Origin of the sequence: Alcaligenes sp. MMA (assembly GCF_020907215.1) — a bacterium.
Taxonomy (GTDB): domain Bacteria; phylum Pseudomonadota; class Gammaproteobacteria; order Burkholderiales; family Burkholderiaceae_B; genus Alcaligenes; species Alcaligenes aquatilis.
Window position 1 is genome coordinate 868,309 of the sequence record NZ_JAJJPP010000001.1, and the last position, 26,930, is coordinate 895,238.

Below are 26,930 nucleotides of genomic sequence, written 5' to 3' on the forward strand. Positions count from 1 at the left end.
CTGGGTTTAGGCTGGCTCTGGAGTGAGCCCGCTGTGACGAAGCAGGGCGGTAATCGAAGGGTCGCGGCCACGGAAAGCACGGAAGGAGTCGGCAGCGGGGCGCTCGCCCCCTACGGACAAAATCTCACGCCAGAAGCGATGGCCCGTATTGCTGTCGAGGGTATCACGTGCTCCATCCGAGTGGGTATAGGCTTTTTCCTCAAAGGCCGAGTAGGCATCGGCGGACAGGACTTCGGCCCATTTGTAGCTGTAGTAACCTGCGCCATAGCCACCCGCAAACAAGTGCGAGAACTGATGCGGGAAACGGTGCCACTCAGGCGGGAACAGCACGGCGACTTCCTGGCGAACCTGATCCAGAATTTCCATGACGGCATCAATGCTCAGGCCGCTGTCACGCGAGTGGATCAGCATGTCGAACAGGGAGAACTCCAGCTGACGCACCATTTGCATGCCGCTCTGGAAGTTGCGGGCCAGGTTCAGCTTGTTGTAGAGCGCACGGGGCAGGTGCTCGCCGGTTTCCACGTGGGCAGTCAGCATCTGCACGACGGGCCATTCCCAGCAGAAGTTTTCCATGAACTGCGAGGGCAGCTCGATGGCGTCCCATTCCACGGCGGAGAAGGCCGAGGCAGCCGGATCGTCTACCCGCGAGAGCAGCGTGTGTAGGGCGTGGCCGGATTCGTGGAACAGGGTGATCACATCATCATGCGTCAGTAGCGCAGGGCGGCCAGGCTGAGGTTCGGCAAAGTTGCACACCAGGTAGGCGATCGGCAGACACAGCGTTTCACCTAGACGGCGACGACTGCGTTCGCTATCGACCCAGGCGCCGCCTTGTTTGCCTTGACGGGCGTGCAGGTCCATGTACAGATAACCCAGGACCTTGCCATCGGAGGCAATCACTTCAAAAGGGCGCACGGCAGGATGCCAGGCTGGGATATCGACGGCACGCAGTGTCACGTCAAATAAACGCTGGATGACTTTGAACAGGCCACTCAGAACGGCAGGTTCCGTGAAGTACTGTTTGACCTCGTCTTCCGAATAGGCGTAGCGCTGTTCGCGCAGGCGCTCGGCACTGAACGGTACATCCCAGGCTTGCAGGGTTTCCAGGCCCAGTTCTTGTTGAGCGAAGGCTTGCAGCTCGTCCAGATCCTGGCGGGCGTAGGGACGGGCTTTGGCGGCCAGATCACGCAAGAAGCTCATCACCTGTTCTGGGGTGTCGGCCATGCGGGTTTCCAGACGCATATGGGCGTAGCTGGCAAAACCCAGCAGGTTGGCTTCCTGGGCACGCAGGTCCAGCAACGTTTCAATGGCCTGGGAGTTATCAAATTGGGCATCGCCTTGTTCGGAGGCAATGGTGGTGTAGGCCCGGTACATCAGCTCACGCAAGGTCTGGTTGCGAGCGTATTGCATGACAGGCAGGTAGCAAGGCATTTTCAGCGTCAGACGCCAGCCTTGCTGATCATTTTCTTGCGCAGCGCGTTGGGCAGCGGCCAGCACGTCGTCCGGGATGCCGTCCAGCTCGGCCTGGTCAGTGACCAGGTAATACCACTGATCAATGGCATCCAGTACATGCTCGGAGAACTGCTGCGAGGTTTGCGCCAGCTCTTCGGAAATGCGGGCGTAGTCTTCACGTGCCTGACCTTCCAGTTGCACACCGCTCAGGCGGAAATCGCGCAAGGCCAGGGTAATGATACGTTGGCGCTGGGGCGTCAGGGCGGCAAAGGCTGGGCTGTCAGCCAGAGCCTGGTAACGCAGGAACAAAGGACGGTTCAAGCCTACCCAGGTCGAGAACTCGCTCATGCGTGGCAGGCACTGGTTGTACACCGCACGCAGCTCGGGCGTATTGATGACCGAGTTCAGGTGACCGGCCACCGACCAGGCGCGATACAAGGTTTCGGTGGCGTCGGTGATGGGCTCGACGATATTGTCCCAACTGGGTTCACTATCGTCGTTGGAGACTGTGTCTATGGCTTGGCGGGCCAAGGCCAGCAGTTGGTCCACCGCCTGCTCGATGTGCTCGGGCTGGATGGCGGGATAGTCAATAAGACTGTCGATAGGAACCAGTAAGGGATTTGTCGTCATAAACCGTTGATTAATTTAAAGACTGATGTTGGCCGAGCGTTCGGCCGCTTCCAAGGTATTGACCAGCAGCATGGCAATGGTCATGGGACCCACGCCACCGGGTACGGGCGTAATGGCTGAGGCCACTTCGCTGGCGCTGGCAAAATCCACGTCACCACACAGTTTGCCATCGGCGCCACGATTGATACCGACGTCGATTACGACAGCACCGGGCTTGACCATATCGCCAGTAATGATGCCGGGGCGGCCTACGGCGGCAACCAGTACATCGGCACGGCGGGTCTGGGCGGCCAGGTCCCGCGTTTTGGAATTACAGAGAGTGACGGTCGCGCCTGCAGCCAGCAAGAGCATGGCCATGGGTTTGCCCACAATATTGCTGGCGCCCACGACGACGGCCTCTGCTCCACGCAGCGTCACGTTTTCGGATTCCAGCATCTTCATGACGCCGTAGGGCGTGCAGGGGGCAAACAGGGGTTTGCCCGTCATGAGCATGCCGGCATTGCTGACATGAAAACCATCCACGTCCTTGTGGGGCGCAATGGTTTCAATGACTTTGTGCTCGTCCAGATGGGCGGGCAGGGGCAGTTGAACCAGAATGCCGTGTACCGAGCTGTCCTGATTCAAACGAGTGATCAGGGCCAGCAGCTCGGCTTCGGTGGTGTTGGCCGGCAGGCGGATGATGTCGGATTTCAGGCCGGCGGCTTCACATGCCAGACCCTTGTTGCGTACATAGACTTGGGAGGCCGGATCTTCTCCGACCAGTACCACGGTCAAACCAGCTTGAATGCCTTGGGCTTGCTTCAGTTTGGCAACGCGTTCTGCAACGTCCGCCTTGATAGCGGTGGACAGCTTTTTTCCATCAATAATGCGAGCACTCATTTACGCATCCTCGGACTTGGTGAGGGCGATTTTCATGAGGTCGGCAACCGTAGTGACTTCCAGTTTTTCCATGATATTGGCGCGATGCGCTTCGACAGTTTTAATACTGATATTCAAGTCCCCGGCAATCTGCTTGTTCAGGCGGCCAGCAACAATGCGTTCCAACACTTGCTGCTCGCGCGCTGTCAGGCGGCCCAGGACTTCTTGTTGACTTTTCTGTGCCTGCGCTTGCGAGGCACGTGCGGTAGCTTGCTCGATCATGCGGCTGACAATCGTGCGCAGATCGGCTTCATTAAAGGGTTTTTCCAGAAAGTCGATCGCGCCTTTCTTCATGGTGCTCACGGCCATGGGCACGTCACCGTGGCCGGTAATGAACACAATCGGGATATTCGATTTACGAGTGATCAGGGCTTCCTGAAGCTCCAGGCCGCTCATGCCGGGCATGCGCACGTCCACAATCAGGACGGCGACCTGGGTAGGATCGTAGGCGCCCAGAAACTCTTCGCCCGATGCAAAGCAGCGGACCCGGTAGCCATTGGCTTCCAAGAGCCAGCGCAAGGAGTCCCGTACGGCTTCGTCGTCATCGACTACGTAAATGGTGCATGGCATTTGCGGGCTGGTCATTCGGGTATCTCCAGTTTGTTATCAAGGGTGTCCACTACATCAGGTGCCGCACAAGGTAGACTGAAACGGAAAATCGTTCCACCCTCTGGATTGCCGACTGCCCATAGGCGGCCGTGATGCGATTCAATAATTGTGCGACAGATGTTCAGGCCCATCCCAAGGCCTTCGGACTTGGTGCTGTAAAACGGTTCAAAGAGGCGCTCGGGGTCTTTCAAGCCATGACCGCGATCGATGACGGCCATCTCCAAAAGCGATTCCTGTTGGGTAATCACCAATTGAAGCACATGATGTTCACTGTGCTCCATGGCTTCGATCCCATTTTTGAGCAGATTCAATAATACCTGTTCTATGAGAATGGGGTCGGCAATGACGTCAGGGACGGGGTCCGGAATGCTCAGTTCAATCTCGATCTGGCGCTTGCGGGCGTCGATTTCGGCAAAGCCGACGGCATTTTCTACAATACGCATGACTTTGACGCGGACGCGGCGTGGCTCACTGCGCTTCACGAATTCACGAATGCGGCTGATGATCTTGCCCGCACGTTCGGCTTGCTGGGCAGCCTTCTCTAGTGCAGCCAGCAGGGTTTCAGGCTGGTAGCGGCCAGATTTCAACATGGCGACAGCGCCCATGCTGTAGTTATTGATGGCGGTCAGTGGCTGGTTCAGTTCGTGTGCCAGCGAGGAGGCCATCTCGCCCATCGTGGTCAGGCGGCTGGTCAACTGAACTTTTTCCTGCTGAATGCGTGAGGCTTCTTCGTGCTTGCGGCGATCAGTAATGTCACGCGCCACTTGCAGGCGTACCCGGCGGCCATCGGTCCAGGCCAGCATGCGGTGATGAACTTCAAACCAGCGGGCCGCCGATTCGGAGTAAATCTCAACGGTTTCATCGGTGAAGCGGCCCAGGCGGCCACCCAGCAATTCAGCGTGACCATTGGATTGGGCGCCGAAGAAGCGACGATAGGTGCGGTTGGCAAACAGCAGCTCCAGACCGTCGGAGGTATCGGCCACCACGGAGATGGCATCATCCAGACCTTCCAGCACCGTCATGAAGCGCTCGTGCGCCGCAGTCAGGGCCTCGCGAATGCGCTTGGGCTCGGTGATGTCTGTCATGGAGGTCATCCAGCCAATCTGTTCTCCATTGGGAGCACGCAAGGGCGAAACATACATACGGGCCGTAAAGCGCGAACCATCACGGCGCTGGGCCTCCACTTCCAGACCGCTGCTGGGTGTTCGGCCCGACAGCAAAAGATCCAGGGTTTCCTGATGCTGTTGATGGCGGCCGGGTAACCAGTAAGGGAAGGGGGCGGTACGACCCACCAGATCGGCTTCGTTCCAGCCAATCATTCGACAAAAAGCCGGGTTCACATAGGCAATGCGGCCTTGCATGTCAAACACGCGCATCCCCGTGGACATGGAGTTCTCCATGGCGCGTCGGAAACCGGTCTCGGCAGTCTGGGCGGCTTCGGCGTGGGTGCGAAAGCGGGTATAGCGCCACAGGGCCAGCAAGCTGACCACAATCACCAGAGACAGGGCCAGAATTACCATCATCAGGCGTTGCTGGCGCGTTTCCTGATCGATGGTCACAAACATGACGCTATCGTTTTGCAAACGCTGCAGCCACAGGAATACCCCCATGACACAGAGGTAGAGAAACAGCACGACAACCGGTGTCAGCCAATAGAATCCACGCCGATTCTGCTTAGCCTGATCATAAAAGGTTGAAGGGATCAGAGACTTTTTGGGATGAGTAGCCATAACAGCAAGAAAAGAAGTATGGCTGGATTGTAATGTAGGGCTATTTTTTTTAGTGATATTTCGTATTATGAAAACACATACCATAAAATGAAATTTTGCTTGAGCCTTTCTGTGTTCTTTCCTAGAATGGTTTGGTGCAGGCGTACCCCGCCTTGAACGCTCACAGTCCGCAATACCCGCTTCGGTCAGGATCGCTTTACTTCTTCTTAGAGGGGCGGCTCAGCGTCGAACAAGACCGGACTACTACCACATATATGGAGACACTATATGTCCTCAACCCAAGACAATAGTTCGGCTCAGGTCAGTCAAGACCAAGCCCTAGAAACAAAAGAGTGGCTTGACGCCCTGGAGGCGGTGGTGGACCGTGAAGGCCCGGCCCGTGCCCATGATCTGATCGAAAAGCTGATCGATCTGGCCCGTCGCTCCGGCGCTCACATTCCGTTCTCGCCCAACACGGCTTATGAGAACACGATCCCTCCCGGTCTGGAACCTGCCCACCCCGGCAACCTGGTGCTCGAAGAGCGTATCCGTTCCTACATTCGCTGGAACGCCATGGCCATGGTCGTGCGCGCTAACCGCGAAACTCCTCCCGATGGCGGTGGTTTGGGCGGACACATTGCCTCGTTTGCATCGCTGGCCACCATGATCGGCTGCGGTCAAAACCATTTCTGGCACGCTGAAACCGAAGATCGCGGCGGCGATATGGTGTTCTTCCAGGGCCACTCCTCGCCCGGTATTTACGCCCGCGCCTTCATGGAAGGTCGTATCTCCGAAGAGCAGCTGAACAACTTCCGTCAGGAAGTTGATGGTAAAGGCTTGCCGTCCTACCCGCATCCCAAGCTGATGCCCGAATTCTGGCAGTTCCCCACCGTATCCATGGGCCTGGGCCCATTGATGGCGATCTACCAGGCCCGTTTCCTGAAGTACCTGCATGCCCGTGGCATTGCTGATACCAGCGGCCGTAAAGTCTGGGTGTTCCTGGGCGACGGCGAGATGGACGAACCCGAATCCCTGGGCGCCATTGGTCTGGCGGCACGTGAAAAGCTGGACAACCTGATTTTCATCGTGAACTGCAACCTGCAGCGTCTGGACGGCCCTGTACGTGGTAACGGCAAAATCATCCAGGAACTGGAAGGGACCTTCCGTGGTGCTGGCTGGAACGTGCTGAAACTGATCTGGGGCGGTTACTGGGATCCCTTGCTGGCCCGCGACAAGGAAGGCATCCTGCGCAAGGTCATGGAAGAAACCGTGGACGGCGAATATCAGGCCTACAAAGCCAATGATGGCGCCTACGTTCGCGAGCACTTCTTTGGCAAGCACCCCAAGCTGCTGGAAATGGTCAGCCGCATGAGCGACGAGGACATCTGGCGCCTGAACCGTGGCGGTCACGATCCTCATAAGGTGTACGCTGCATTTGATGCCGCCACCAAGCACGAAGGTCAGCCTACCGTTATTCTGGCCAAGACCATCAAGGGCTACGGCATGGGCCACGTGGGCCAAGCCAAGAACCCGTCGCACCAACAAAAGAGCCTGGATCTGGACGCCGTACGCGAATTCCGCGACCGTTTCAACATCCCGGTTCCTGATGACAAACTGGAAGAGCTGCCTTACTTCAAGCCAGCGGAAGACTCTCCAGAAATGCAGTACCTGCATGCCCGCCGTCAAGCCTTGGGTGGCTACCTGCCCAAGCGTCGCAACAAGGCGGACGAGCAGTTGACCGTGCCGACACTGGACGCGTTCAAGCCCATGCTGGAAGCCACTGCCGAGGGCCGTGAGATCTCCACGACGCAAGCGTTTGTCCGTTTCCTCAATACTTTGCTGCGCGACAAACAGGTGGGGCCTCGTGCTGTGCCTATCCTGGCGGACGAATCCCGTACCTTTGGTATGGAAGGTCTGTTCCGTCAGATCGGTATTTACGCGCCTGAAGGCCAGAAGTACACCCCGGTCGATAAAGATCAGGTCATGTACTACCGCGAAACGGCCAACGGTCAGTTGTTGCAGGAAGGGATTAACGAGCAGGGTGCATTTAGCTCCTGGATTGCGGCGGCCACGTCGTACTCCAACAACAACCGCATCATGATCCCGTTCTTCATCTATTACTCGATGTTCGGCTTCCAGCGCTTTGGCGATCTGGCCTGGGCAGCCGGTGATATGAAGGCACGTGGTTTCGTGCTGGGCGGCACCGCCGGTCGCACCACCCTGAACGGTGAAGGTCTGCAGCACGAAGATGGTCATAGCCATATTCAGTCCTCGCTGATTCCTAACTGCATATCCTATGACCCCACCTTCGCTCACGAAGTGGCTGTCATCATGCAGCATGGTTTGAAGCGCATGGTGCAGGACCAGGAAGATGTGTACTACTACATCACCTTGATGAACGAGAACTACGCTCAGCCTGGTTTGGTCGAAGGCGATGAAGACGGCATCCTGCGTGGCATGTACAAGTTCAAGTCGGTTGCCAAGGACAGCAAGCTGCGTGTTCAACTGATGGGTTCGGGTACGATTTTGCGCGAAGTGATCGCGGCACAAGATCTGCTGGAAAAAGACTGGGGCATTGGCTCCGATGTCTGGAGTGTCACCAGCTTTACTGAACTGCGTCGTGATGGTCTGGATTGCGAGCGTGCCGCTCTGCTGAATCCGGAAGGCAAGGATCTGCCTGTACCGTACGTGACGACCCAATTGCAAAACACCGACGGTCCTATCGTGGTCTCTACCGACTACATCAAGGCCTTTGGTGACCAGATTCGTCCGTTCGTGCCTAAGAACCGCACACTGAAAGTGCTGGGTACCGATGGCTTTGGTCGTTCCGACTACCGCTTCAAGCTGCGTGAGCACTTTGAGGTTGATCGTCACTTCGTGGTGTTGGCTGCTCTGCGCGCGCTGGCTGAAGAAGGCAAGATTCCGTTCAGCAAAGCGTCCGAGGCGATTGCCAAATACGGCATCAATCCTTCCAAGGCCAACCCGCAGCACGCATAAGGGACTGAATCATGAGCAATATCATTCAAGTCAAAATCCCGGATATCGGTGCTGACGACGCTGTCGAAGTGATCGAAATCCTGGTCAAGGAAGGCGAGACCATTGAGGTCGAGCAAAGCCTGATTACGGTGGAGTCCGACAAGGCCTCCATGGAAATCCCATCGTCTGACGCTGGCGTGGTCAAGTCCATCAAGGTCAAACTGGGTGACAAGGTCAAGGAAGGCAGCTTGGTTCTGGAACTGGAAGCCGCCGAAAGTGCGCAGGCAGCGCCTGCCGCTGAGCCTGCCAAGGCCGAGGCCACGCCTGCTTCCAAGGCTGAAGCGGCGCCCGCCGCCGCAACCGCTGCGGCGGGTGGTGAACAGCAAGTAACGGTTCAAGTACCTGATATCGGCGACGCCCGTGATGTGGACGTAATCGAAATCATGGTTCAAGTGGGTGACACTATCGAAGTGGACCAAAGCCTGATCACCGTGGAATCGGACAAGGCTTCCATGGAGGTGCCGTCCTCCCATGCTGGCGTGGTCACGGCCATCAAAGTGAAGCTGGGTGACAAGGTCAGCCAGGGTAGCGACATTCTGGAACTGACCGTGCAAGGTGCTGCCGCTGCACCGGCCAAGGCCGAAGCCGCTCCTGCTCCTAAAGCTGAATCCGCTCCTGCCGCTCCCGCTGCCGCTGCTGCGCCTGCGGCCAGCTCCTCGGTCGTGGTCGGTGCCGGCGCACCGGCTCCAGAGCGTGTCTCGCCTACGGCTGCCTTTGCTCAAGCAGAAGGCTCATTACGTAATCTGCCCCACGCCTCACCGAGTGTGCGTAAATTTGCGCGTGAATTGGGTGTGGATCTGGCCAAGGTTCATGGCTCGGGCGATAAAGGTCGTATTACGGCTGACGACGTGCGTGGCTTTGTGAAGCAAGTCATGGCTGGCGGCGCTGCTCCGGTTATTGCAGCCGGTACGGCGGCTCAGGTCGGCGGTCTGGATGTGCTGGCCTGGCCCAAGGTTGATTTTGCCAAGTTTGGCCCAGTCGAAACGCAGGCTCTGTCGCGCATCAAGAAAATTTCGGGTGCCAACCTGCATCGCAACTGGGTCATGATTCCTCATGTCACCAATAACGAAGTGGCTGACATTACCTCTCTTGAAGCCCTTCGCAAAGAGCTGAACGAGGAATACAAGAAGTCCGGCGCTCGTGTCACCATGCTGGCTTTTGTCATCAAGGCTGCCGTGGCGGCCCTGAAGAAATTCCCCGAATTCAACGCTTCGCTGGATGGCGACAATCTGGTGCTCAAGCAGTACTACCACATCGGTTTTGCGGCGGATACGCCTAACGGTCTGGTTGTGCCGGTCATTCGTGATGCCGACAAGAAAGGCATTCTGGATATCGCTCGTGAAACGGGCGAACTGGCTGCTGCGGCCCGCGATGGCAAGTTGAGCGCAGCCCAGATGCAAGGCGGTTGCTTCACCATTTCCTCGCTGGGTGGTATTGGTGGTACGGATTTCACACCCATTATCAATGCGCCCGAAGTGGCCATTCTGGGTCTGTCACGTTCCTCCATGCAGCCCGTCTGGAATGGCAAGGAATTTGCGCCACGCCTGATGCTGCCGCTGTCCCTGTCTTACGACCACCGCGTTATCGATGGTGCCTCGGCTGCCCGTTTCAATGCCTTCCTGGCAACGATGCTGGCCGACTTCCGTCGTATTGCACTGTAAGGAGTTGTCATGAGTCTGATTGATCTGACGGTCCCGGATATCGGCGACTCCGGTGAAGTAGATGTCATCGAAGTGCTGGTGCAGGTCGGTGATACGGTCGAGCTCGAGCAAAGCCTGATCACCGTGGAGTCCGATAAGGCCTCGATGGAAATCCCTGCCGCTCAGGCGGGGGTGATCAAGGAATTGCTGGTCAAGGTGGGTGACAAAGTCTCCCAGGGTTCGGCCATTGCCAAGATCGAAGCAGCGGAAGGCCAGACGGCTCCCGCTGCGGCACCCGCCAAAGAAGAAGCGCCGCAGGCAACTGCGCCTGCCGCTGCTGCTCCGGCCTCGGCACCTGCTCCGCAGGCGGCCAGCCATCAGGGTGCTGCGGATGACTCCGTGGATGTGCTTGTTCTGGGCGCTGGCCCAGGCGGGTACAACGCGGCCTTCCGTGCGGCTGATCTGGGCCTGAAAGTGGCTCTGGTCGAGCGCTACAGCACTCTGGGTGGTGTGTGTCTGAACGTGGGTTGTATTCCTTCCAAGGCCTTGCTGCATACTGTGGCGGTCTACGAGGAGGCCAAGTCCCTGGCCACACACGGTATCAAGTTCGGCGAAGCGCAAATCGACATCGATGCGCTGCGCGACTACAAGAACAAGGTCATCGGCAAGCTGACCGGTGGTCTGGCCGGTATGGCCAAGGGCCGCAAGGTCCAGGTTGTGGTCGGTAATGGCCAGTTCCTGGACCCCAATCACATCGAAGTGACCGCCAACGACGGCACCAAGAAAGTGATCAAGTTCGGTTCGGCCATTATTGCTGCCGGTAGTCAGTCGGTAAAACTGCCATTCTTGCCTGACGATCCACGCGTGGTGGACTCCACCGGTGCGCTGGAACTGAAGTCTGTGCCCAAGCGCATGCTGATTGTAGGCGGTGGCATCATCGGTCTGGAAATGGGTACGGTGTACTCGGCTCTGGGCGCACGCCTGGACGTGGTGGAAATGCAAACCGGCCTGATGCCGGGTGCAGACCGCGACGTGGTCAAGGTGTGGGAGAAGATGAACAAGCATCGCTTTGACCACATGATGCTGGAAACCAGCACGGTGGCTGCCGAAGCCCGCGAAGACGGCATCTGGGTAACTTTCGAAGGCAAGAACGCTCCGGCCGAGCCACAACGCTACGACCTGGTTCTGCAAGCCGTGGGCCGCTCGCCCAATGGCAAGAAGATCGGTGCCGAGAAAGCTGGTGTGCAGGTTACAGACCGTGGCTTCATCCCGGTTGACAAGCAACAGCGCACCAACGTGCCGCACATCTATGCGATTGGCGACATTGTGGGCCAGCCCATGCTGGCACATAAGGCCGAACACGAAGCCCACGTGGCTGCTGAAGTCATCGCCGGCGAAAAATCCTTCTTTGATGCTCGTGTGATTCCTTCGGTGGCCTATACCGATCCGGAAATCGCCTGGGTGGGTCTGACCGAAGATCAGGCCAAGAAAGACGGTATCAAGGTCGAGAAGGGCGTGTTCCCTTGGGCTGCATCCGGTCGCGCAATTGCGAACAACCGTGATGAAGGCTTTACCAAGGTTCTGTTCGATGCGGAAACCCACCGTATTGTGGGTGGCGGCATCGTCGGCACCAATGCGGGCGAGCTGATTGGCGAGCTGGTGCTGGCTATCGAAATGGGTGTGGACCCGGTCGATCTGGCCAAATCCATCCACCCGCACCCCACCTTGTGCGAGTCGGTCAGCAAGGCGGCTGCCGTTGCCGAAGGGACGTGCACGGACTTGCCGCCAGCCCGTCGCAAGTAATACCAGTATTGGCCTGATAGTTAAGGCGTATTGGATCACGGCAGGTGCTATCATCAGCGCCTGCCGTTTTTATTTTGTAATTGGTGTTGTCCATGACTCATCCTGTTCTGAAAGCCGACTCCTCGCTGAGTGACTGGCTGTCCTATTTGGAAACTTTGCATCCTTCGGCCATTGATCTGGGCCTAGGCCGGATTCGCGAGGTTGCCCAACGTCTGAACATCAAATTGGATTCCGTCGTTATCACGGTGGGCGGCACCAACGGCAAAGGCTCGACCTGCGCCATGCTGGAAGCGATTTTGCTGGCGGCGGCCTATAAGGTGGGTGTGTATGCCTCTCCGCATCTGGTGCGCTACAACGAGCGCATTCGTTTAAATGGCGAGATGGCCGAGGATGCCCAGATTACGGCGCAATTTGCCCGTATCAATGAAGCCCGGGGCGACCTGACACTGACTTACTTTGAATTCTCCACGCTGGCGGCCTTGTTGCTGTTCCAGGAGCAGCGCGTTGACGTCGCGGTGCTGGAAGTGGGTTTGGGTGGCCGACTGGATGCCGTCAATATCATTGATGCGGACTGTTCCATCATTACTAGCATTGATATTGATCATGCTGAATACCTGGGCAATACCCGAGAGCAGGTTGCTTGGGAAAAGGCTCATATTTTCCGTGCGGATCGTCCCGCCATTTGCGCCGATCCCGTGCCGCCACAGACCATGCTGGATTATGCCCAGGAGATTGGTGCCCAGTTGTGGCTGTTTGGCAAAGATTTCAACTATTCCGGCGACCGTCAGCAATGGGCCTACGGTGGCCGTAATCAGCGCCGCGCTGCATTGGCTTACCCGGCCTTGCGTGGCGCAAACCAATTGCTTAATGCTTCTGCAGCATTGGCTGCGCTGGAATCCTTGCATCCCCGCTTGGCCGTGCCTGCGCAAGCGGTACGCGCCGGTTTGCTGCGTGCCCACATGCCTGGCCGTTTCCAGATTCAGCCTGGTCAGCCTTGCGTGATCTTTGACGTGGCGCATAATCCGCATGCGGCGGCGGCCTTGGCGCAGAATCTGGACAATATGCCGCCTTACCCCAAGACGATTGCGGTTGTGGGCATGTACAAGGACAAGGATGTGGATGGCGTGATTGCCCGCATGGCCACGCGTATCGATCATTGGATGTGCGCCAGTTTGGAAGGACCACGCAGCATGTCGGGCGAGGAATTGGCCAATCATGTGCACACCGTTCTGGCCAGTGGTCAGACGCCTGACGATGTTCTGGCCCCCGAGGCCGAATCCAGTTCACATCGCCCGGGCGTTCGACCTGTTGCACGGGCTTCGGTCAGTAAAGCGTCAGCGGTCGTATCCAGTTACAACAGTCCTCGGCTTGCTTACGAGGCGGCATTAAAAGAGGCCAGTGACAATGATAGAATTGTTGTGTTTGGCTCGTTTGCGACAGTAGGGCCGATACTTGAAGCCGCAAACGACCGTTCATCTTCCTGAATATCGGTAAGACTGCTTATTTCATAGGTCTGGGGCTCATGGGTTTATTTTCACGTAACGATACTTCCTCATCGTCGGGTCGCCGCGCTAGTGCTTCTAGCGACTCACAATTATCGGAACTGCGTGGACGGGCTCGCCGCCGTCTGATCGGTGCGTTGGCTCTGGTTCTGGCCGTGGTTGTGCTGGTGCCTATGCTGACTGCCGACAAAACGCCACCCGAGCCCGAGCAATCTCTGGCCTTGGGCCCTATTGGTCAGACAACGGGGCAGGGCGCGGCGCAAACTCGCCCTGGCGAGTTAGTCGTGCAAGAGAACACCCCAACGCCTGTTATCGAGCAGCCCGACGAGCCACCGGTGACTGATCCCTCCACCAGCACAAATGGTGGTCTGGCTGTGGTCAATCCCGGCCTTGAAACGGATCCTGCTCATGTGACCACGCCAAGCACGCCGACAGCACCACCGCCGGTGACAACGCCTCCAGAGCAGCCCAAACCGGTCGAAAAGCCCAAACCTGTTGAAAAACCCAAGCCTGCTCCAGCGCCTGCCCAAAACGGCCGTACGGATGATGGCTCCTATGCGCTGGCCCTGCTCGAAGGCCGTGTACCCAACAAGCCTGCCCCTGCAGCTGCCACCAAACCCGCAGCGCAGCAAGGCAATTTCATTTTGCAGATTGTCGCCTATTCCAACCAGAACGATGCCCAGTCGCGTCGTGATCAGCTGGTATCGGCCGGTGTGACCAATGCCTATGTAGAAACGGCACAAAGCGGTGGCAAGCCAACCTATCGTTTGCGTGTGGGACCATTCCCCACCCGTGAAGCGGCTCAGGCAGCTCAGGCCCGCTTGCGCTCGCTCGGTTACGAGAACAGTTTTATCTCGGCTAAGTGAGCAGCTTCGACTATATCGTCCTTGGAATTGTGGGCGTATCAGGCCTGCTGGGCCTGATACGCGGATTGATCAAGGAAGTTCTTTCGCTCAGCGCCTATTTGCTGGCTTTCATGGCCGCAATCTGGTGGGGGCCACGCACATCAGGTTGGATACAAGTCTGGATAGAAAACGGCTTATTACGTACGGCTTTGGCCTACGGAGCCGTTTTTTTTATGGTCTTGTTGCTGGTGGGTTTGTTGAATATGCTGCTGGCCAGCCTGATAGAACAAACGGGTTTGACACCTGCCGATCATGGGCTGGGTGGCTTGTTTGGGCTGGCCCGCGGGGTATTGCTGGTGCTGATTCTGGTCATCCTGGCCGGACATACCGATTTACCGAAAGAGCCGTGGTGGGAGCAGGCTAAGTTGGCCGAACCTGCGATCCGCGCGGTGCAATCGATTAAGGCCATGCTGCCGCCGTCTCTGGCAGAATGGCTGCCTTATTGAGAACACACTAACGGGAACCAATCATGTGTGGAGTTGTAGGGGTTGTTGCGCGCAGCCCTGTAAATCAGTTGATCTATGACAGTTTGCTCTTGCTGCAGCATCGCGGGCAGGATGCAGCGGGGCTGGCGACCTGGCACGACCAGTTCTTCAGCATGCACAAGGCATTTGGGCTGGTGCGGGACGTATTTCGTACCCGCAACATGCGCTCTTTGCCAGGCAATAGCGGTATTGGCCATGTGCGTTATCCCACTGCAGGCTCTAGCCAGAGCGTGGAGGAGGCGCAGCCGTTTTACGTCAATGCCCCCTTTGGTCTGAGCTTTGTTCACAACGGTAATCTGACCAACTGGCGTGAACTGCGTGAAGAGCTATTTACCATTGACCGTCGCCACATCAACACCAACTCGGACTCCGAGGTTCTGCTGAATGTGTACGCGCACGAACTGCAACGTGCTGCTACCGGTCCTGAGCTGTCTCAGGACGAGGTGTTTGACGCCGTGGCCGCCGTGCACCGTCGTGCTCGTGGTGCTTACGCCGTGGTGTCGCAAATTGCAAACTTTGGTCTGGTTGCCTTTCGCGATCCGAACGGGATTCGTCCTTTGTGCCTGGGCCGCAACGTGACCCCCAAGGGCGAGGAGTGGATGGTTGCCTCCGAGTCCGTGGCCTTGACCGGTTGCGGCTTTGAGCTGGTTCGTGATGTGGAGCCCGGCGAGGCCATCATCATTGATCTGGATGGCAATCTCAGCAGCCGCCAGTGTGCCGAGAACCCGCGCCTGAATCCCTGTGTCTTTGAATACGTATACTTTGCCCGTCCCGATTCGACGGTCGATGGTGTGTCGGTGTACGACGCGCGTTTGTTGATGGGTGTGTACCTGGCCGAGAACGTTGCCAAGAATCTGCGTCTGGCTGATATTGATGTGGTGATGCCTATTCCTGACTCGGCCCGTCCATCGGCCATGCAGCTGGCGGCTCATCTGAATCTGAACTACCGCGAAGGTTTCATCAAGAACCGCTATGTAGGTCGCACCTTCATCATGCCCGGCCAGGAAGTGCGCAAGAAGTCTGTGCGTCAGAAACTGAGCGCCATTCCCATGGAGTTCCAGGGCAAGAACGTGCTGTTGGTGGATGACTCCATCGTGCGTGGCACAACCAGCCGCCAGATCGTGGACATGGCTCGTGCTGCCGGTGCGAACAAGGTGTTCTTTGCCTCGGCAGCGCCACCTGTGCGTTTTCCGAACGTATACGGCATTGATATGCCTACCGTGTCCGAGCTGATTGCCACGGGGCGTGATGTGGATCAGGTTGCCAAGGAAATCGGTGTGGATGGTCTGGTCTACCAGGATCTGCACGATCTGGAGCAATCCCTGCGCGATTTGAACCCACGTTTTGCCGGTTTTGAGTCCTCCTGCTTTAGTGGCGAGTATGTGACGGGTGATGTGGACGAGGCTTATCTGAATTTGCTGGCGGAAGGCCGCAAAAGCGGTCGTGAAGTGCCGGACGTGACGGATTGATCGCTTAACCGCTTAGTTGAATAGAAAATCTGCTTTTCTGAGCTATACCCCAAAGCTGGACGCCAGTCCAAGCTTTGGGGTGTTTTAATCGGAAGTTTCGTCGTAGCGTAAAGAGGATCGGTATGGCGGTGCCACAGAACAAGCAGGAATTGCTGGATGCGATTCGTACCACCTATCAGAAACTGATGGCCGACCTTGCCAGTGTGCCAGCGGAGCATGCCCGAGACGCGACGCTGCCGGGGCATAGACAAGGCACACAGATGAGTGTGTCCGATCTGGTGGCTTATTTGATCGGATGGAATCTGTTGGTGCTGAAATGGTGTGATGGCAAATCAAAGGGACGACCGGTCGATTTCCCTGAAACCGGCTATACGTGGAGCGAGTTAGGCAGACTGGCGCAAAAATTTTATGCCGACTATGCAGGCGTGGCCTACGCTGACTTGCTGCGGCTATTTGCGGATGTACATGCTCGCATTGTCGCGCTCGTTGAGCAGGAAAACGATGCTTCGCTGTATGGCATGCCTTGGTATGAGAGGTACACCCAAGGCCGGATGATCCAGTTCAATACATCGTCACCCTATGCCAATGCACGGTTGCGGTTGCGCAAGTGGAAGAAAGCGAACGCCATCACCTGATAATTCGATGTTCTTGGCGTGCTGGCGCACGGTCTGGCCGAGCTGTCACGCCATGCCTGAAACATATGGCCGCCAATGCTAAGCACCACGACGCTTGAACAAGGTCAGCAGCAAGCCTAGGCCCAGAATGACAAACAACGCCAGGCTCCAGTACGCATATTCAATCCCCAGCAGCGGTTGACGGGCGTCCATGCAGGAAGCATAGATGCCAAATAACCAGGGCAGGCCGCTTTCCAGGCCAGATTGGGTAATGAAGCGGTCAGCAAAGGTCTGGTCGCAGCTGAACAGGTGTTGCGCCACAGAGACCTGATACCAGGCAGCCACAATACCGCCTACCGCTGTGGCCAAACCCAGCAGGCTGGCTATGGTGGAGCTGCGTGGGTGACCAAGTTGCTGCAGCACACCTGCGATCAGGCTGAATACGCCCAGCACAATGAAAATCAGCCGTTGCAGCACGCACCAGGCGCAAGGTGGGATGCTGAATACGTGCTGAGAGAGCAGCGCAATGCCTACGCCTGAGAAGGCGAGCAGGGCGATCAGATAATAGGGTGCAGCGGATTGGCGGGAAGAGGCGGCCATGGTATCAAGAGGAACTTAAAGAATGAAAGGTAGAGGCTTCCTGTAGCAAACCCAGGAAAAGCTCGTGGAAACCTGCCCAGGTAATCTGCACGCCCAGGCACAAGAGAATAAAGGCGGACAGGCGCATCACGACAGCGGTGCCATTCTTGCCCAGTTTGTACAGAAATTGAGATGCAAACCGCAAGGCCAGAAACACAATAAAGCTGGCAGCGGCAATAGCGGGCAGGGCGCCAGCCAGCTTGCTCATGGTGCCGGCGACCGAGTTGTCGTGCAAGGTCGCCCCTACCGTCAGCGCAGCAGACAAGGAGCCGGGGCCGCAGAGCATGGGGAAGGTCAAGGGGTAGAAGGCCTTGGAGCGAATTTGTTCCCAGGAATAGGACTCGGCCATGTTCTGGGCGTGTGCCGCATCAAAGTCCGAGGCGTTGATCAATCGCCAGGCGGTGCCAATCACCAGCAAGCCCCCGCCAATACGAATGATGGGTAGGGAGATGCCAAAGAAATTCAGCACAATATTGCCTGCCACCATAGCGATGGCCAGCATGATGAAAATGTTGATGGCAACTTTCTTGGCCAGTCGGGCGCGATCGGGCACGCTGGCCCCTTCGGTCAGGGTCAGAAAGATGGGGGCGGCCGCAGGCGGGTTCAGCATGGGCAAGAGTGTGGCCAATGCAAACAAGAAGCTGCGACTGACATCGGCAAAGACAGAGGAGATTTCCATTAAGACGCGGAGGTTTGTTGAGAGAGGGCCAAACGTACATCGCGCTCCAGGCGCAATTGATGACGGTTGTGTTCCAGTGCGGCGCCACTGAGGATGAAGACGTCTTCCACGCGGTCGCCCAGAGTCATGACTTTGGCTGAGCGCAGTCGTACGCCGTGGCGCTCGAATACTTGGGCGAGACTGTACAACAAACCGCGCCGGTCTGTAGCACTTAAGGTCAAAATCCAGTCCTGGCCTTGCTCATCCAGGCGCAGATCCACGGTGGGCTGAATGGGGAATACTCGAGCCCGGCGCGAACGTATGTCGCGATAGGGATCGTGAGCATGCTCGTTGGGGATCCAGTCCTGCTGTAGTGCCTGGCACAGCTCGGTTTCGATCAGCAAGGGATCACGCCGCAGGGCATGGTCGTAGGCGGGCAGCATCACGACAAAGCTGTCCAGTGCCCAGCCGTGGCGAGTCGTGTAGATGCGTGCGTCCTGAATGCTGACGGCCTGGCTGTCAAAGTAACGACAGATACGTAAAAACAGACGGCTGGCGTCTTTGGTATAGACCAGTACCTGCAGCGCGTCGGTTTGTCCGGCGGGACGTATGCGCACAACAGGAGTCAGGCTGTGGGACTGGTGGTAGAGCTGGATCGTGTGCCAGGCGATTTCGCTGGCGTCATGACGCAGAAAATAAGGCTTGTCCAGCCACTGCCAAAAGTCTTCACGAGCATCGTCCAGCAGACCGGCCAGACGTATTTCACCGGCGGCGTCACGTTTGCGCTGATCCAGCACGGAGACACCGTCCTTGACGTCGCGCCCTAACGCGGCCAAGGTCAGGTTGTACAGATCCTCCAGTAGCTTGCCTTTCCAGGAGTTCCAGACGGTTGGGCTGGTGGCACGAATGTCGGCTACGGTGAGCAGGTACAGGGCGGTCAGCCGGCGTTCGGTGCCTACGGTTTGTAAGAACTGGAAAATTACATTCGGGTCGCTCAAATCGCGTTTTTGTGCGACCTGAGACATGCTCAGGTGTTCTCGGACCAGAAACACCACCAGTTCTGCATCTACGGGCATCAGGCCGTGATCCTGGCAAAAGGCCAATGCGTCCTGGGCACCCAATTCGGAGTGATTCCCACCGCGTCCTTTGGCAATGTCGTGAAAAAGGGCGGCAATATACAGCAGCCAGTGGCGATCAAAACCGCTCATTAGCTGATTGGCCATGGACAGCTCCTCGCTGTGCTCAGCCATGGTGAAGCGGCGTAGATTGCGTATGACTTTCAGCGTGTGCTCGTCCACGGTATAGGCATGGAACAGGTCGTGCTGCATCTGCCCGACCACGCGCCGGAAGACAGGTAGGTAGCGGGGCAGCAGGTTGAGCAAATTCATCAAGCGCAAAGTGTGCACAATGCCTTTGTTCTGTTGGAGAATTTCCAGAAACAGACGTCGATTTCGGGGCTCGGCCCGGAAGGTGGCATCGATCAGGCGGCGGGCGTGCCACAAGGCGCGCAGCGTATCGGCTTTCAGGCCGCGCAAACTAGCTTGTTGCTGCAAATGCAGCATGGCGACAAAGATCAGAGAGGGGTCTTGCTCGAAGCCATTGGCTTGACGCAATTCCAACTGTCCATGATGAATCTGGAAGTGTTCATCCAGGACAAGCGGTTCCTGATCGGTTTGTGGAAACAGGTGTTCCTCAATGCTGCGCATCAGGATCAGATTGAGCTGGCTGACAATCTTGGCGGCCCAGTAGTAACGCTGCATCAGCAGTTCGCTGGCACGTCGGGTGGCCGTGGGTTGGAAGCCGTAGATTTCCGCCAGACGTGGTTGCAGATCAAACAGCAGTCTGTCTTCGGCGCGGCCTGTCAGTAGATGAAGTTCAATGCGCAGGCGCTTGAAGGCTGCTTCGACCCGTTGCAGGGCATTGAGCTCGGATTCGGTCAGCAGCTCGGATTGCGCGACGTCCAGCCAAGTGCGCCCCAAACCGGCTGCCCTGGCCATCCAGAGCAGCACTTGCAAGTCACGCAAGGCGCCAGGCGACTCTTTGCAGTTGGGCTCCAGGGAGTAGGGCGTGTCTTGCAGATGGGCATGACGCTGCTGCTGCTCGGCCTGCTTGGCCAGAAAGAAGGCTTGCGGGTCCATCTGGCTTTGCAGTTGCTGTTGGGCATGGCGCAGCAATAACCTGGAGCCTGCCAACCAACGGCTTTCCAGCATGGCGGTTTCGGTAGTGATGTCCTGGCTGGCTTGTTCCAGGCATTGGGCGGGTGTGGCCACATTGTGGCTGGGGGCCAGGCCGATATCCCATAAGGCGGCGACCAATGCCTGGATGCGGTCAATGTCCTCTGCGTTTGGTTCACGCTGCAACAGAATCAGTAGATCCACATCCGAGTGCGGGTACAGTTCCCCGCGACCATACCCGCCCAAGGCCGCCAAGCTGGCTTGGCGGGGCAGGGGGTAACAGTCCAGGAGTTCGCGCAGGCCTTGGTCACAAATCTGGCACAGGCTTTTGAGCAGACGATCACAATGCAGGTCTTGCCTGAAGCGCTCGTAGACCTGGGCCCGGCGGCAAGCAATTCTGTCGCGAAGCTGGGCCAGGAAGGACATGGTTCAGGCCTTGTTGATGATGGCTGGAGGGGCAGGCATGCCGGGCGAGACGGTCAGTACTTCATAGCCGGTATCGGTCACCAGTATGGCGTGCTCCCATTGGGCTGACAGGCTGTGGTCGCGGGTGACGACGGTCCATTGATCTGCCAGGGTGCGCAGTTCGCGACGGCCCGCGTTGATCATGGGTTCAATGGTGAAGATCATGCCGGCTTCCAGTTTTACGCCTGTGCCGGGCTTGCCGTAGTGCAGCACTTGCGGGTCCTGGTGGAATTTTTGGCCCACGCCATGTCCGCAATATTCACGTACCACGGAAAAGCCTTGTTTTTCAGCGTGTTGCTGAATAGCGTGGCCGATATCCCCCAGGGTTGCGCCCGGCTTGACCTGATCGATGCCCAACCACATGCATTCGTAAGTGGTTTCAGTCAGGCGACGGGCCAGGATGCTGGGTTCACCCACGTAGAACATGCGGCTGGTGTCACCAAACCAGCCATCTTGAATAATGGTGACGTCCATGTTCAGAATATCGCCGTTTTTCAACACTTTATCGCCAGGAATGCCGTGACAGATGACGTGGTTGACGGAGGTGCAGATAGAGCCCGGAAAGGGCGGGTAGCCAGGGGGCGCGTAACCCACGGTGGCTGATTTGACCCCTAGTTCATTGATGCGCTCCATGCACAGGCGGTCCAATTCGCCAGTCGTGACGCCTGCTTTGACAAAGGGGGTCAGGTAGTCAAGGATGGATGCCGCCGTCTGGCAAGCAGTGCGCATTTTTTCGAGATCAGTGGGGTCTGTGACGAGAATACTCATAGCAACTTGAACAGGTCTATTGAAAAATAGTAGAATTATAGGCTTTTGTGAATTTTGCAGTTACGCACAGTCCCGTTTGGGACGATCTGGCGGCTGTCCAAGCAAGGTGGTGTAAGGCAGCGCAAGACGCTGTTTACCGCATTAAATCTAGGTTTTCCTGGTTTGACCGGCTTTTCTCAGGCCTTCTGAATCTTCAGGGCGGATGAGTAAAGCAAGGGGTCAGGACAGTTTGCTCCAAGATTGAAAAAAACGCCTCAGGGCGCTGCGAGCCAGCAAAAACACGCAGAATTCACAACGAATACAGGGTCAGCACGATTACAAGCGTTGCAAAAGCAACATGGGCAGCAGCCCGGTTCTTGTTCAACAGATGCTGACCAGGCAATCCCCTAGGATACACCTGCAAGCGGTGCGCTGCATGCAGGCAGTAGCCAGAAAAGTTTCAGGCCCGGGTTTGACGGCAGATTTCTTGTCTGCTCAAAGGCGCGGGTCCGTTGCAGTGCAGGCGTACGCTCATGTCGGGCGACGTTTTTTATGTTGTATGTAGTAAATCGCGTGACTGTCCGTCTCGGGGTGTCTGGAATGCAGCACAGGCTGCGGCCCTTACCGGATACCGGGCAGTTACAAGACCAAACCCTTGGAGAACTTTATGTCTTTAATGCGTGAAATGCTGGAAGCTGGTGTGCACTTTGGCCACCAAACCCGTTACTGGAACCCCAAGATGGCTCCGTTCATCTTCGGCCAGCGTAACAACATCCACATCATCAACCTGGAAAAAACGGTTGTTCAGTACGAAGAAGCAACCAAATTCGTGCGTCAACTGGCTGCTCGTGGCGGCAACGTGCTGTTCGTCGGTACCAAGCGTGCTGCTCGCGAACTGGTGGCTGCTGAGGCCGAGCGTTGCGGTATGCCTTACGTTGACAGCCGCTGGCTGGGTGGCATGATGACCAACTTCAAAACGGTCAAGACTTCCATCAAGCGTCTGAAAGAAATGGAAGGTCAGATGGCTGAAGGCCGTCTGGAAACCATGAGCAAGAAAGAAGCCTTGATGTTCGAGCGCGAACTGGAAAAGCTGAACAAGGCCATCGGCGGTATCAAGGACATGAACAACCTGCCTGACGCCCTGTTCGTGATCGACGTCGGCTACCACAAGATTGCTGTGGCCGAAGCCCGCACGCTGGGTATCCCCGTTGTGGCCGTGGTTGATACCAACCACTCGCCAGAAGGTCTGGATTACGTGATTCCTGGTAACGATGACTCGGCCAAGGCTATCGCTCTGTACGCCCGTGGCATGGCTGACGCCGTGTTGGCTGGCCGCGAACAGAACCTGAACGGTCTGGTTGAAGAAATCGCCGCTGACGAAGAATTCGTCGAAGTTCAGGCTGACACCCAGGAGTAACAGGTTCACCGCTGTCTGCCAGACACCATCAGTTGTCATGGCAGACAGCTACAGTGACCTTTCGTATCGCCCCGGCTTGCCGGGGCACGTTCTACAGAATTGGAGAAAACCGTGGCTCAAATCACCGCATCGATGGTTAAAGAATTGCGCGAGAAAACCGACGCGCCCATGATGGAATGCAAAAAAGCACTGACCGAAGCCGACGGCGATATGGCACGTGCTGAAGAAATCTTGCGCGTGAAGCTGGGCAGCAAGGCTAGCAAAGCAGCTACCCGCGTTACCGCTGAAGGCCTGGTTTCTGTTTACATTGCTGACGATGCCAAGACCGGTTCCGTTGTTGAAGTCAACTGCGAAACCGACTTCGTTGCCAAGAACGATGACTTCATCGGCTTTATCAACGACGTCGCACAACTGGTTGCCAAGCACAACCCAGCAGATCTGGCCGCTTTGGCTGAACTGCCACTGGCCGACAGCAATGTCGAGACCGTGCGCGCTGCTCTGGTTGGCAAGATTGGTGAAAACATCTCGATCCGTCGCTTCCAGCGCTACGAAACAGCCGGCCAACTGGCCAGCTACGTTCACGGTGGCAAAATCGGCGTATTGGTTGATTTCGCCGGTGGCGACGAAGAAGTGGGCAAGGATCTGGCCATGCACATTGCTGCGACTCGTCCTAAAGCGATGGACGCTTCCGGTGTTGACGCTGCTGAAATCGAAGCCGAACGCTCCGTGGCGGCTCAGAAAGCGGCTGAATCGGGCAAGCCTGCTGACATCGTCACCAAAATGGTTGACGGCGCTGTTGCCAAGTTCCTGAAAGAAGTGACTCTGCTGAGCCAGCCTTTCGTCAAGAACGACAAGCAAAGCGTGCAGCAAATGCTGGACGAGAAAAAAGCATCGATCGCTGGCTTTACCCTGTACGTTGTGGGTGAAGGCATTGAAAAGCGTGTTGAGGATTTCGCCGCTGAGGTAGCTGCTGCTGCCGGCCAAGCCTAATCTAGCTGGTTTTTTCAGGGCAGGCACCGTAGTGGCGGTGCCTGCCCTGCTGCTTTACACTCTCTTCTGTCTTCGTCACTTGGAATCCCACCCATGACTACCCCTCTTTACAAACGTGTCCTGTTAAAGCTCTCCGGCGAAGCGCTGATGGGTGAGGACTCGTTCGGTATTAATCGCAGCACAATCATTCGCATGACGGAGGAGATCGCCCAGGTTGCCCAGTTGGGGGTGCAACTGGCTATCGTGATTGGCGGGGGAAATATCTTTCGCGGCATCGCTCCAGGTGCCCAGGGCATGGATCGTGCGACAGCCGATTACATGGGCATGATGGCCACCGTCATGAACGCGCTGGCCTTGCAAGATGCCTTGAAGCACCGTGGCCTGGATGCCCGTGTGCAATCCGCCCTGAATATTGAACAGGTTGTGGAGCCTTACATTCGTCCCAAGGCACTGCGTTACCTGGAAGAAAACAAAGTTGTTATTTTTGCAGCCGGTACGGGCAATCCGTTTTTTACCACCGATACGGCAGCGGCCTTGCGCGGCGCCGAAGTGGGGGCGGAAATCGTACTGAAAGCCACCAAGGTTGACGGCATCTACAGTGCCGATCCCAATAAGGATCCCGGTGCGACCCGTTATTCGCGCATCAGCTTTGACGAGGCCATTGTGCGTCGTCTGGAAGTGATGGACGCCACGGCCTTCGCCTTGTGTCGCGATCAGAAACTGCCGATTAAGGTGTTTTCGATCAACAAACCCGGCGCTTTGACGCGTGCGGTTTGTGGCGAGGACGAGGGCACCCTGGTTCACGTTTAAAGTTATAGGAATTTAGTCCATGAGTCTTTCCGAGATTAAAGCATCGACCGATAACCGTATGGGCAAGTCCCTGGAGTCTCTCAAGACGGGCCTGGCCAAGATTCGTACTGGCCGCGCTACGGCAGGCTTGCTGGATCATGTTCAGGTCGAATACTACGGTTCCATGGTGCCTGTCAGTCAAGTGGCTAACATCACGGTGGTTGACGCTCGCACCTTGAATGTGCAGGTATGGGAAAAGCATATGGCTGGCCCCATTGAAAAAGCCATTCGCGACAACGAGCTGGGCCTGAACCCCATCTCGATGGGCGAGAGCATTCGTGTGCCCATGCCTGCCTTGACCGAAGAGCGCCGTCGCGATCTGGCCAAAGTGGTGCGCGGTGAAGGTGAAGATGCCAAGGTGGCGATTCGCAACCTGCGTCGGGATGCCAATGACACGCTCAAAAAGCAAGTCAAGGACAAGGAGATTTCCGAGGACGACGAGCGTCGCGCTCAGGATGAAATCCAGAAGCTGACCGACAAGTATGTGGCTGAAGTCGACAAGCTGATCGCCCAAAAAGAAGCCGAGATCATGACGGTCTAACGGCTTTTGCACAGGTGGCTAGGTGATTTCTTTCAGTTCTACCCAAACTATTCCGGAACACGGTCAGGTTCCTGGCCACCTGGCAATTGTCATGGACGGCAATGGACGATGGGCGACCCGTCGTCTTTTGCCACGCACGGCAGGGCACTTGCGGGGTGTGCAGACCGTGCGGCGCATTGTCGAGGCTTGTGGTGAGCTCGGCGTGCGTTATTTGACCCTGTTTGCTTTTAGTTCCGAGAACTGGCGACGTCCTCCCGAGGAGGTCTCCCTGTTGATGGGGCTATTTGTCAAGATGCTGCAAAAAGAAGTGGCAACACTGAAAAAAAACGGCGTCCGACTTCATGTTATTGGCGAACTGTCCGCATTTAGCGATGAACTGCGTGGGCTGATTGCCGATGCAGAGGAAAAAACACGCGATAACGACACCTTGCATTTGACGATTGCCGCCAATTACGGCGGTCGTTGGGATATTTTGCAAGCGACCCAAAAGGCGCTGGCCGCTAATCCTCACTTGGTCGATCATCCCGAGCAGTTGGATGAGGCCATGTTCAGCCCCTATTTGGCGATGTCTTATGCCCCCGAGCCGGATTTGTTCATTCGCACGGGTGGAGAGCGTCGCATTTCCAATTTCTTGATCTGGCAGATGGCCTATACCGAGCTGTACTTTACAGACGTGTACTGGCCGGATTTTGACCGGGCGCAGCTGGAACAAGCCTTCGAGTGGTATCGTGGGCGCGAGCGGCGCTTTGGGCGCACCAGTGCCCAGGTGCAGGGTAGCCCCGCGCCTTGACGGAGCCTTATCTATGTTGAAACAACGAGTCATCACCGCCCTGATCTTGCTGGTGATTCTGGGCGCGGCCATGCTTGCCCCCGTGCGCTGGCCCTTGTTGGCCATCTTTGTGCTGATGAGTACGTTGGCGTGCTGGGAGTGGGAGCGTCTGAGTCTGTCTGAGGATCAGCAGCGTTGGGCATGGCCCTTGGCCTTGCTTAACGGTGCCTTGATGTTGTGGCTAAGCGTGTACTGGTATGACACAGGTCCACAAGAGCAGGCGGCTGATCTGGTGTACCGTGCCCTGGTGCCGTTAATGGCGGCATGGTGGATCGTTGGTGCGACAGGGCTGGTGTTGCAGGGTCAGGCCACACAACGAGCTCAAGGTGTTTTGCTCAGTGTGATGGGTGTGCTGGCTCCCTTGGTCGCGTGGGCCAGCCTGTCTCTTTTCTTGTACACGCAGGGCATTGTGTATGTGCTCTCCCTATTGGTTCTGATCTGGGCGGCGGATATCGCCGCCTACTTCACGGGTCGTGCTTTTGGTAAGGCCAAACTGGCCCCGCGTGTCAGTCCCGGCAAGACCTGGGCTGGAGCGGTTGGCGGTATGGCCGCTGCGGCGGTATGGATGGTGATAAGCGCAAATTGGGCAGGCAGCTTTGGTGCCGACGTGCAGCAACGTTGGGGGTGGGTTGCCGCGGCTGTTTTGGGTGTTGCCCTGGCGGCCTTGTCGATCGTAGGTGATTTGTTCGAGTCTTTGCTCAAGCGCCGTGCCGCTGTGAAAGATTCCAGTCAATTATTGCCCGGCCATGGTGGAGTCTACGACCGTATCGACGCCTTGTTGCCGGTTGCTCCCGTAGCCTTGCTGTTAAGTGGGGCGTGGCTCTTTTAGTCCTGCGTGGAACTAAGTGTTTG

22 protein-coding genes are annotated in these 26,930 nt (G+C 57.0%); 14 read left to right on the top strand and 8 right to left on the bottom strand.

All coding sequences use genetic code 11. The features are described from left to right. Positions 1-6 precede the first annotated feature (6 nt). From LNA76_RS03925 to LNA76_RS03940, 4 genes are read right to left on the bottom strand one after another with little or no spacing between them, the layout of a single operon-like run. Positions 7-2,079: a M3 family metallopeptidase gene (locus tag LNA76_RS03925; protein WP_121738976.1), complete on the bottom strand. Its 2,073-nt coding sequence runs from the start codon at positions 2,077-2,079 to the stop codon at positions 7-9. Positions 2,080-2,094: 15 nt separating this feature from the next. Then, complete coding sequence (gene folD, locus LNA76_RS03930) at positions 2,095-2,958, bottom strand: bifunctional methylenetetrahydrofolate dehydrogenase/methenyltetrahydrofolate cyclohydrolase FolD (RefSeq protein WP_230017994.1); 864 nt, start codon at positions 2,956-2,958, stop codon at positions 2,095-2,097. After that, positions 2,959-3,582: a response regulator transcription factor gene (locus LNA76_RS03935; RefSeq protein WP_094196835.1), complete on the bottom strand. Its 624-nt coding sequence runs from the start codon at positions 3,580-3,582 to the stop codon at positions 2,959-2,961. Further along, positions 3,579-5,336, bottom strand: a complete 1,758-nt coding sequence (locus tag LNA76_RS03940; RefSeq protein WP_094196834.1) for a PAS domain-containing sensor histidine kinase — start codon at positions 5,334-5,336, stop codon at positions 3,579-3,581. Before LNA76_RS03940 ends, LNA76_RS03935 begins: the two co-directional genes overlap by 4 nt. Before the next feature lie 267 nt (positions 5,337-5,603). Between LNA76_RS03940 and aceE the strand changes: the two genes are divergently transcribed. The 8 genes from aceE to LNA76_RS03980 all read left to right on the top strand — a co-directional run bounded on the left by aceE (position 5,604) and on the right by LNA76_RS03980 (position 16,790). After that, positions 5,604-8,312, top strand: a complete 2,709-nt coding sequence (gene aceE / locus LNA76_RS03945; RefSeq protein WP_094196833.1) for a pyruvate dehydrogenase (acetyl-transferring), homodimeric type — start codon at positions 5,604-5,606, stop codon at positions 8,310-8,312. 11 nt (positions 8,313-8,323) lie between these two features. Then, the gene (aceF, locus tag LNA76_RS03950; RefSeq protein ID WP_230017996.1) at positions 8,324-10,012 is read left to right on the top strand and encodes a dihydrolipoyllysine-residue acetyltransferase; all 1,689 of its coding nucleotides are present in this window, start codon (positions 8,324-8,326) and stop codon (positions 10,010-10,012) included. A 9-nt stretch (positions 10,013-10,021) separates the two neighbouring features. Further along, positions 10,022-11,794: a dihydrolipoyl dehydrogenase gene (lpdA, locus tag LNA76_RS03955; RefSeq protein ID WP_230017998.1), complete on the top strand. Its 1,773-nt coding sequence runs from the start codon at positions 10,022-10,024 to the stop codon at positions 11,792-11,794. Positions 11,795-11,886: 92 nt separating this feature from the next. Next, a complete protein-coding gene (folC, locus tag LNA76_RS03960; protein ID WP_121738972.1) occupies positions 11,887-13,278 on the top strand; it encodes a bifunctional tetrahydrofolate synthase/dihydrofolate synthase in 1,392 nt (463 codons plus the stop codon). Positions 13,279-13,316: 38 nt separating this feature from the next. Further along, entirely contained in the window at positions 13,317-14,162 is an 846-nt protein-coding gene (locus LNA76_RS03965) for an SPOR domain-containing protein (protein WP_094196829.1), read from the top strand. After that, positions 14,159-14,647: a CvpA family protein gene (locus LNA76_RS03970; protein WP_094196828.1), complete on the top strand. Its 489-nt coding sequence runs from the start codon at positions 14,159-14,161 to the stop codon at positions 14,645-14,647. The genes LNA76_RS03965 and LNA76_RS03970 overlap by 4 nt, the downstream gene beginning before the upstream one ends. Positions 14,648-14,670: 23 nt before the next feature. Next, positions 14,671-16,155 carry an amidophosphoribosyltransferase gene (gene purF, locus LNA76_RS03975; protein ID WP_094196827.1) on the top strand — a complete coding sequence of 495 codons (1,485 nt, stop codon included), beginning with the start codon at positions 14,671-14,673 and terminating at the stop codon, positions 16,153-16,155. A 122-nt stretch (positions 16,156-16,277) separates the two neighbouring features. Next, on the top strand, positions 16,278-16,790 hold the full coding sequence (locus LNA76_RS03980; protein WP_094196826.1) for a ClbS/DfsB family four-helix bundle protein: 513 nt from the start codon (positions 16,278-16,280) through the stop codon (positions 16,788-16,790). A gap of 78 nt (positions 16,791-16,868) precedes the next feature. On the opposite strand, the gene LNA76_RS03985 is transcribed toward LNA76_RS03980, so the two are convergent. Genes LNA76_RS03985 through map form a run of 4 tightly spaced genes read right to left on the bottom strand, consistent with a single transcriptional unit; the run spans position 16,869 to position 21,473 of the window. Then, positions 16,869-17,369: a disulfide bond formation protein B gene (locus LNA76_RS03985; RefSeq protein ID WP_094196825.1), complete on the bottom strand. Its 501-nt coding sequence runs from the start codon at positions 17,367-17,369 to the stop codon at positions 16,869-16,871. Positions 17,370-17,373: 4 nt separating this feature from the next. Further along, a complete protein-coding gene (locus tag LNA76_RS03990; RefSeq protein ID WP_094196824.1) occupies positions 17,374-18,087 on the bottom strand; it encodes a MarC family protein in 714 nt (237 codons plus the stop codon). After that, positions 18,087-20,666 (bottom strand): [protein-PII] uridylyltransferase, encoded by a 2,580-nt coding sequence (locus LNA76_RS03995; protein ID WP_230018000.1) that lies wholly within the window; start codon positions 20,664-20,666, stop codon positions 18,087-18,089. The genes LNA76_RS03990 and LNA76_RS03995 overlap by 1 nt, the downstream gene beginning before the upstream one ends. Before the next feature lie 3 nt (positions 20,667-20,669). After that, positions 20,670-21,473: a type I methionyl aminopeptidase gene (gene map / locus LNA76_RS04000; RefSeq protein ID WP_094196822.1), complete on the bottom strand. Its 804-nt coding sequence runs from the start codon at positions 21,471-21,473 to the stop codon at positions 20,670-20,672. Between the two features lie 646 nt (positions 21,474-22,119). Between map and rpsB the strand changes: the two genes are divergently transcribed. The 6 genes from rpsB to LNA76_RS04030 all read left to right on the top strand — a co-directional run bounded on the left by rpsB (position 22,120) and on the right by LNA76_RS04030 (position 26,907). Continuing rightward, positions 22,120-22,869 (top strand): 30S ribosomal protein S2, encoded by a 750-nt coding sequence (rpsB, locus tag LNA76_RS04005; protein WP_094196821.1) that lies wholly within the window; start codon positions 22,120-22,122, stop codon positions 22,867-22,869. A 111-nt stretch (positions 22,870-22,980) separates the two neighbouring features. After that, complete coding sequence (gene tsf, locus LNA76_RS04010; protein WP_108727532.1) at positions 22,981-23,859, top strand: translation elongation factor Ts; 879 nt, start codon at positions 22,981-22,983, stop codon at positions 23,857-23,859. Between the two features lie 93 nt (positions 23,860-23,952). Then, on the top strand, positions 23,953-24,669 hold the full coding sequence (pyrH, locus tag LNA76_RS04015; RefSeq protein ID WP_094196819.1) for a UMP kinase: 717 nt from the start codon (positions 23,953-23,955) through the stop codon (positions 24,667-24,669). Positions 24,670-24,688: 19 nt separating this feature from the next. Beyond that, positions 24,689-25,249, top strand: coding sequence for a ribosome recycling factor (gene frr / locus LNA76_RS04020; protein WP_094196818.1), 561 nt, complete (start codon positions 24,689-24,691; stop codon positions 25,247-25,249). Positions 25,250-25,274: 25 nt separating this feature from the next. Beyond that, positions 25,275-26,039, top strand: a complete 765-nt coding sequence (gene uppS, locus LNA76_RS04025) for a polyprenyl diphosphate synthase (RefSeq protein ID WP_094198359.1) — start codon at positions 25,275-25,277, stop codon at positions 26,037-26,039. A 13-nt stretch (positions 26,040-26,052) separates the two neighbouring features. Then, a complete protein-coding gene (locus LNA76_RS04030; RefSeq protein WP_230018002.1) occupies positions 26,053-26,907 on the top strand; it encodes a phosphatidate cytidylyltransferase in 855 nt (284 codons plus the stop codon). The last annotated feature ends 23 nt before the right edge of the window (positions 26,908-26,930 follow it).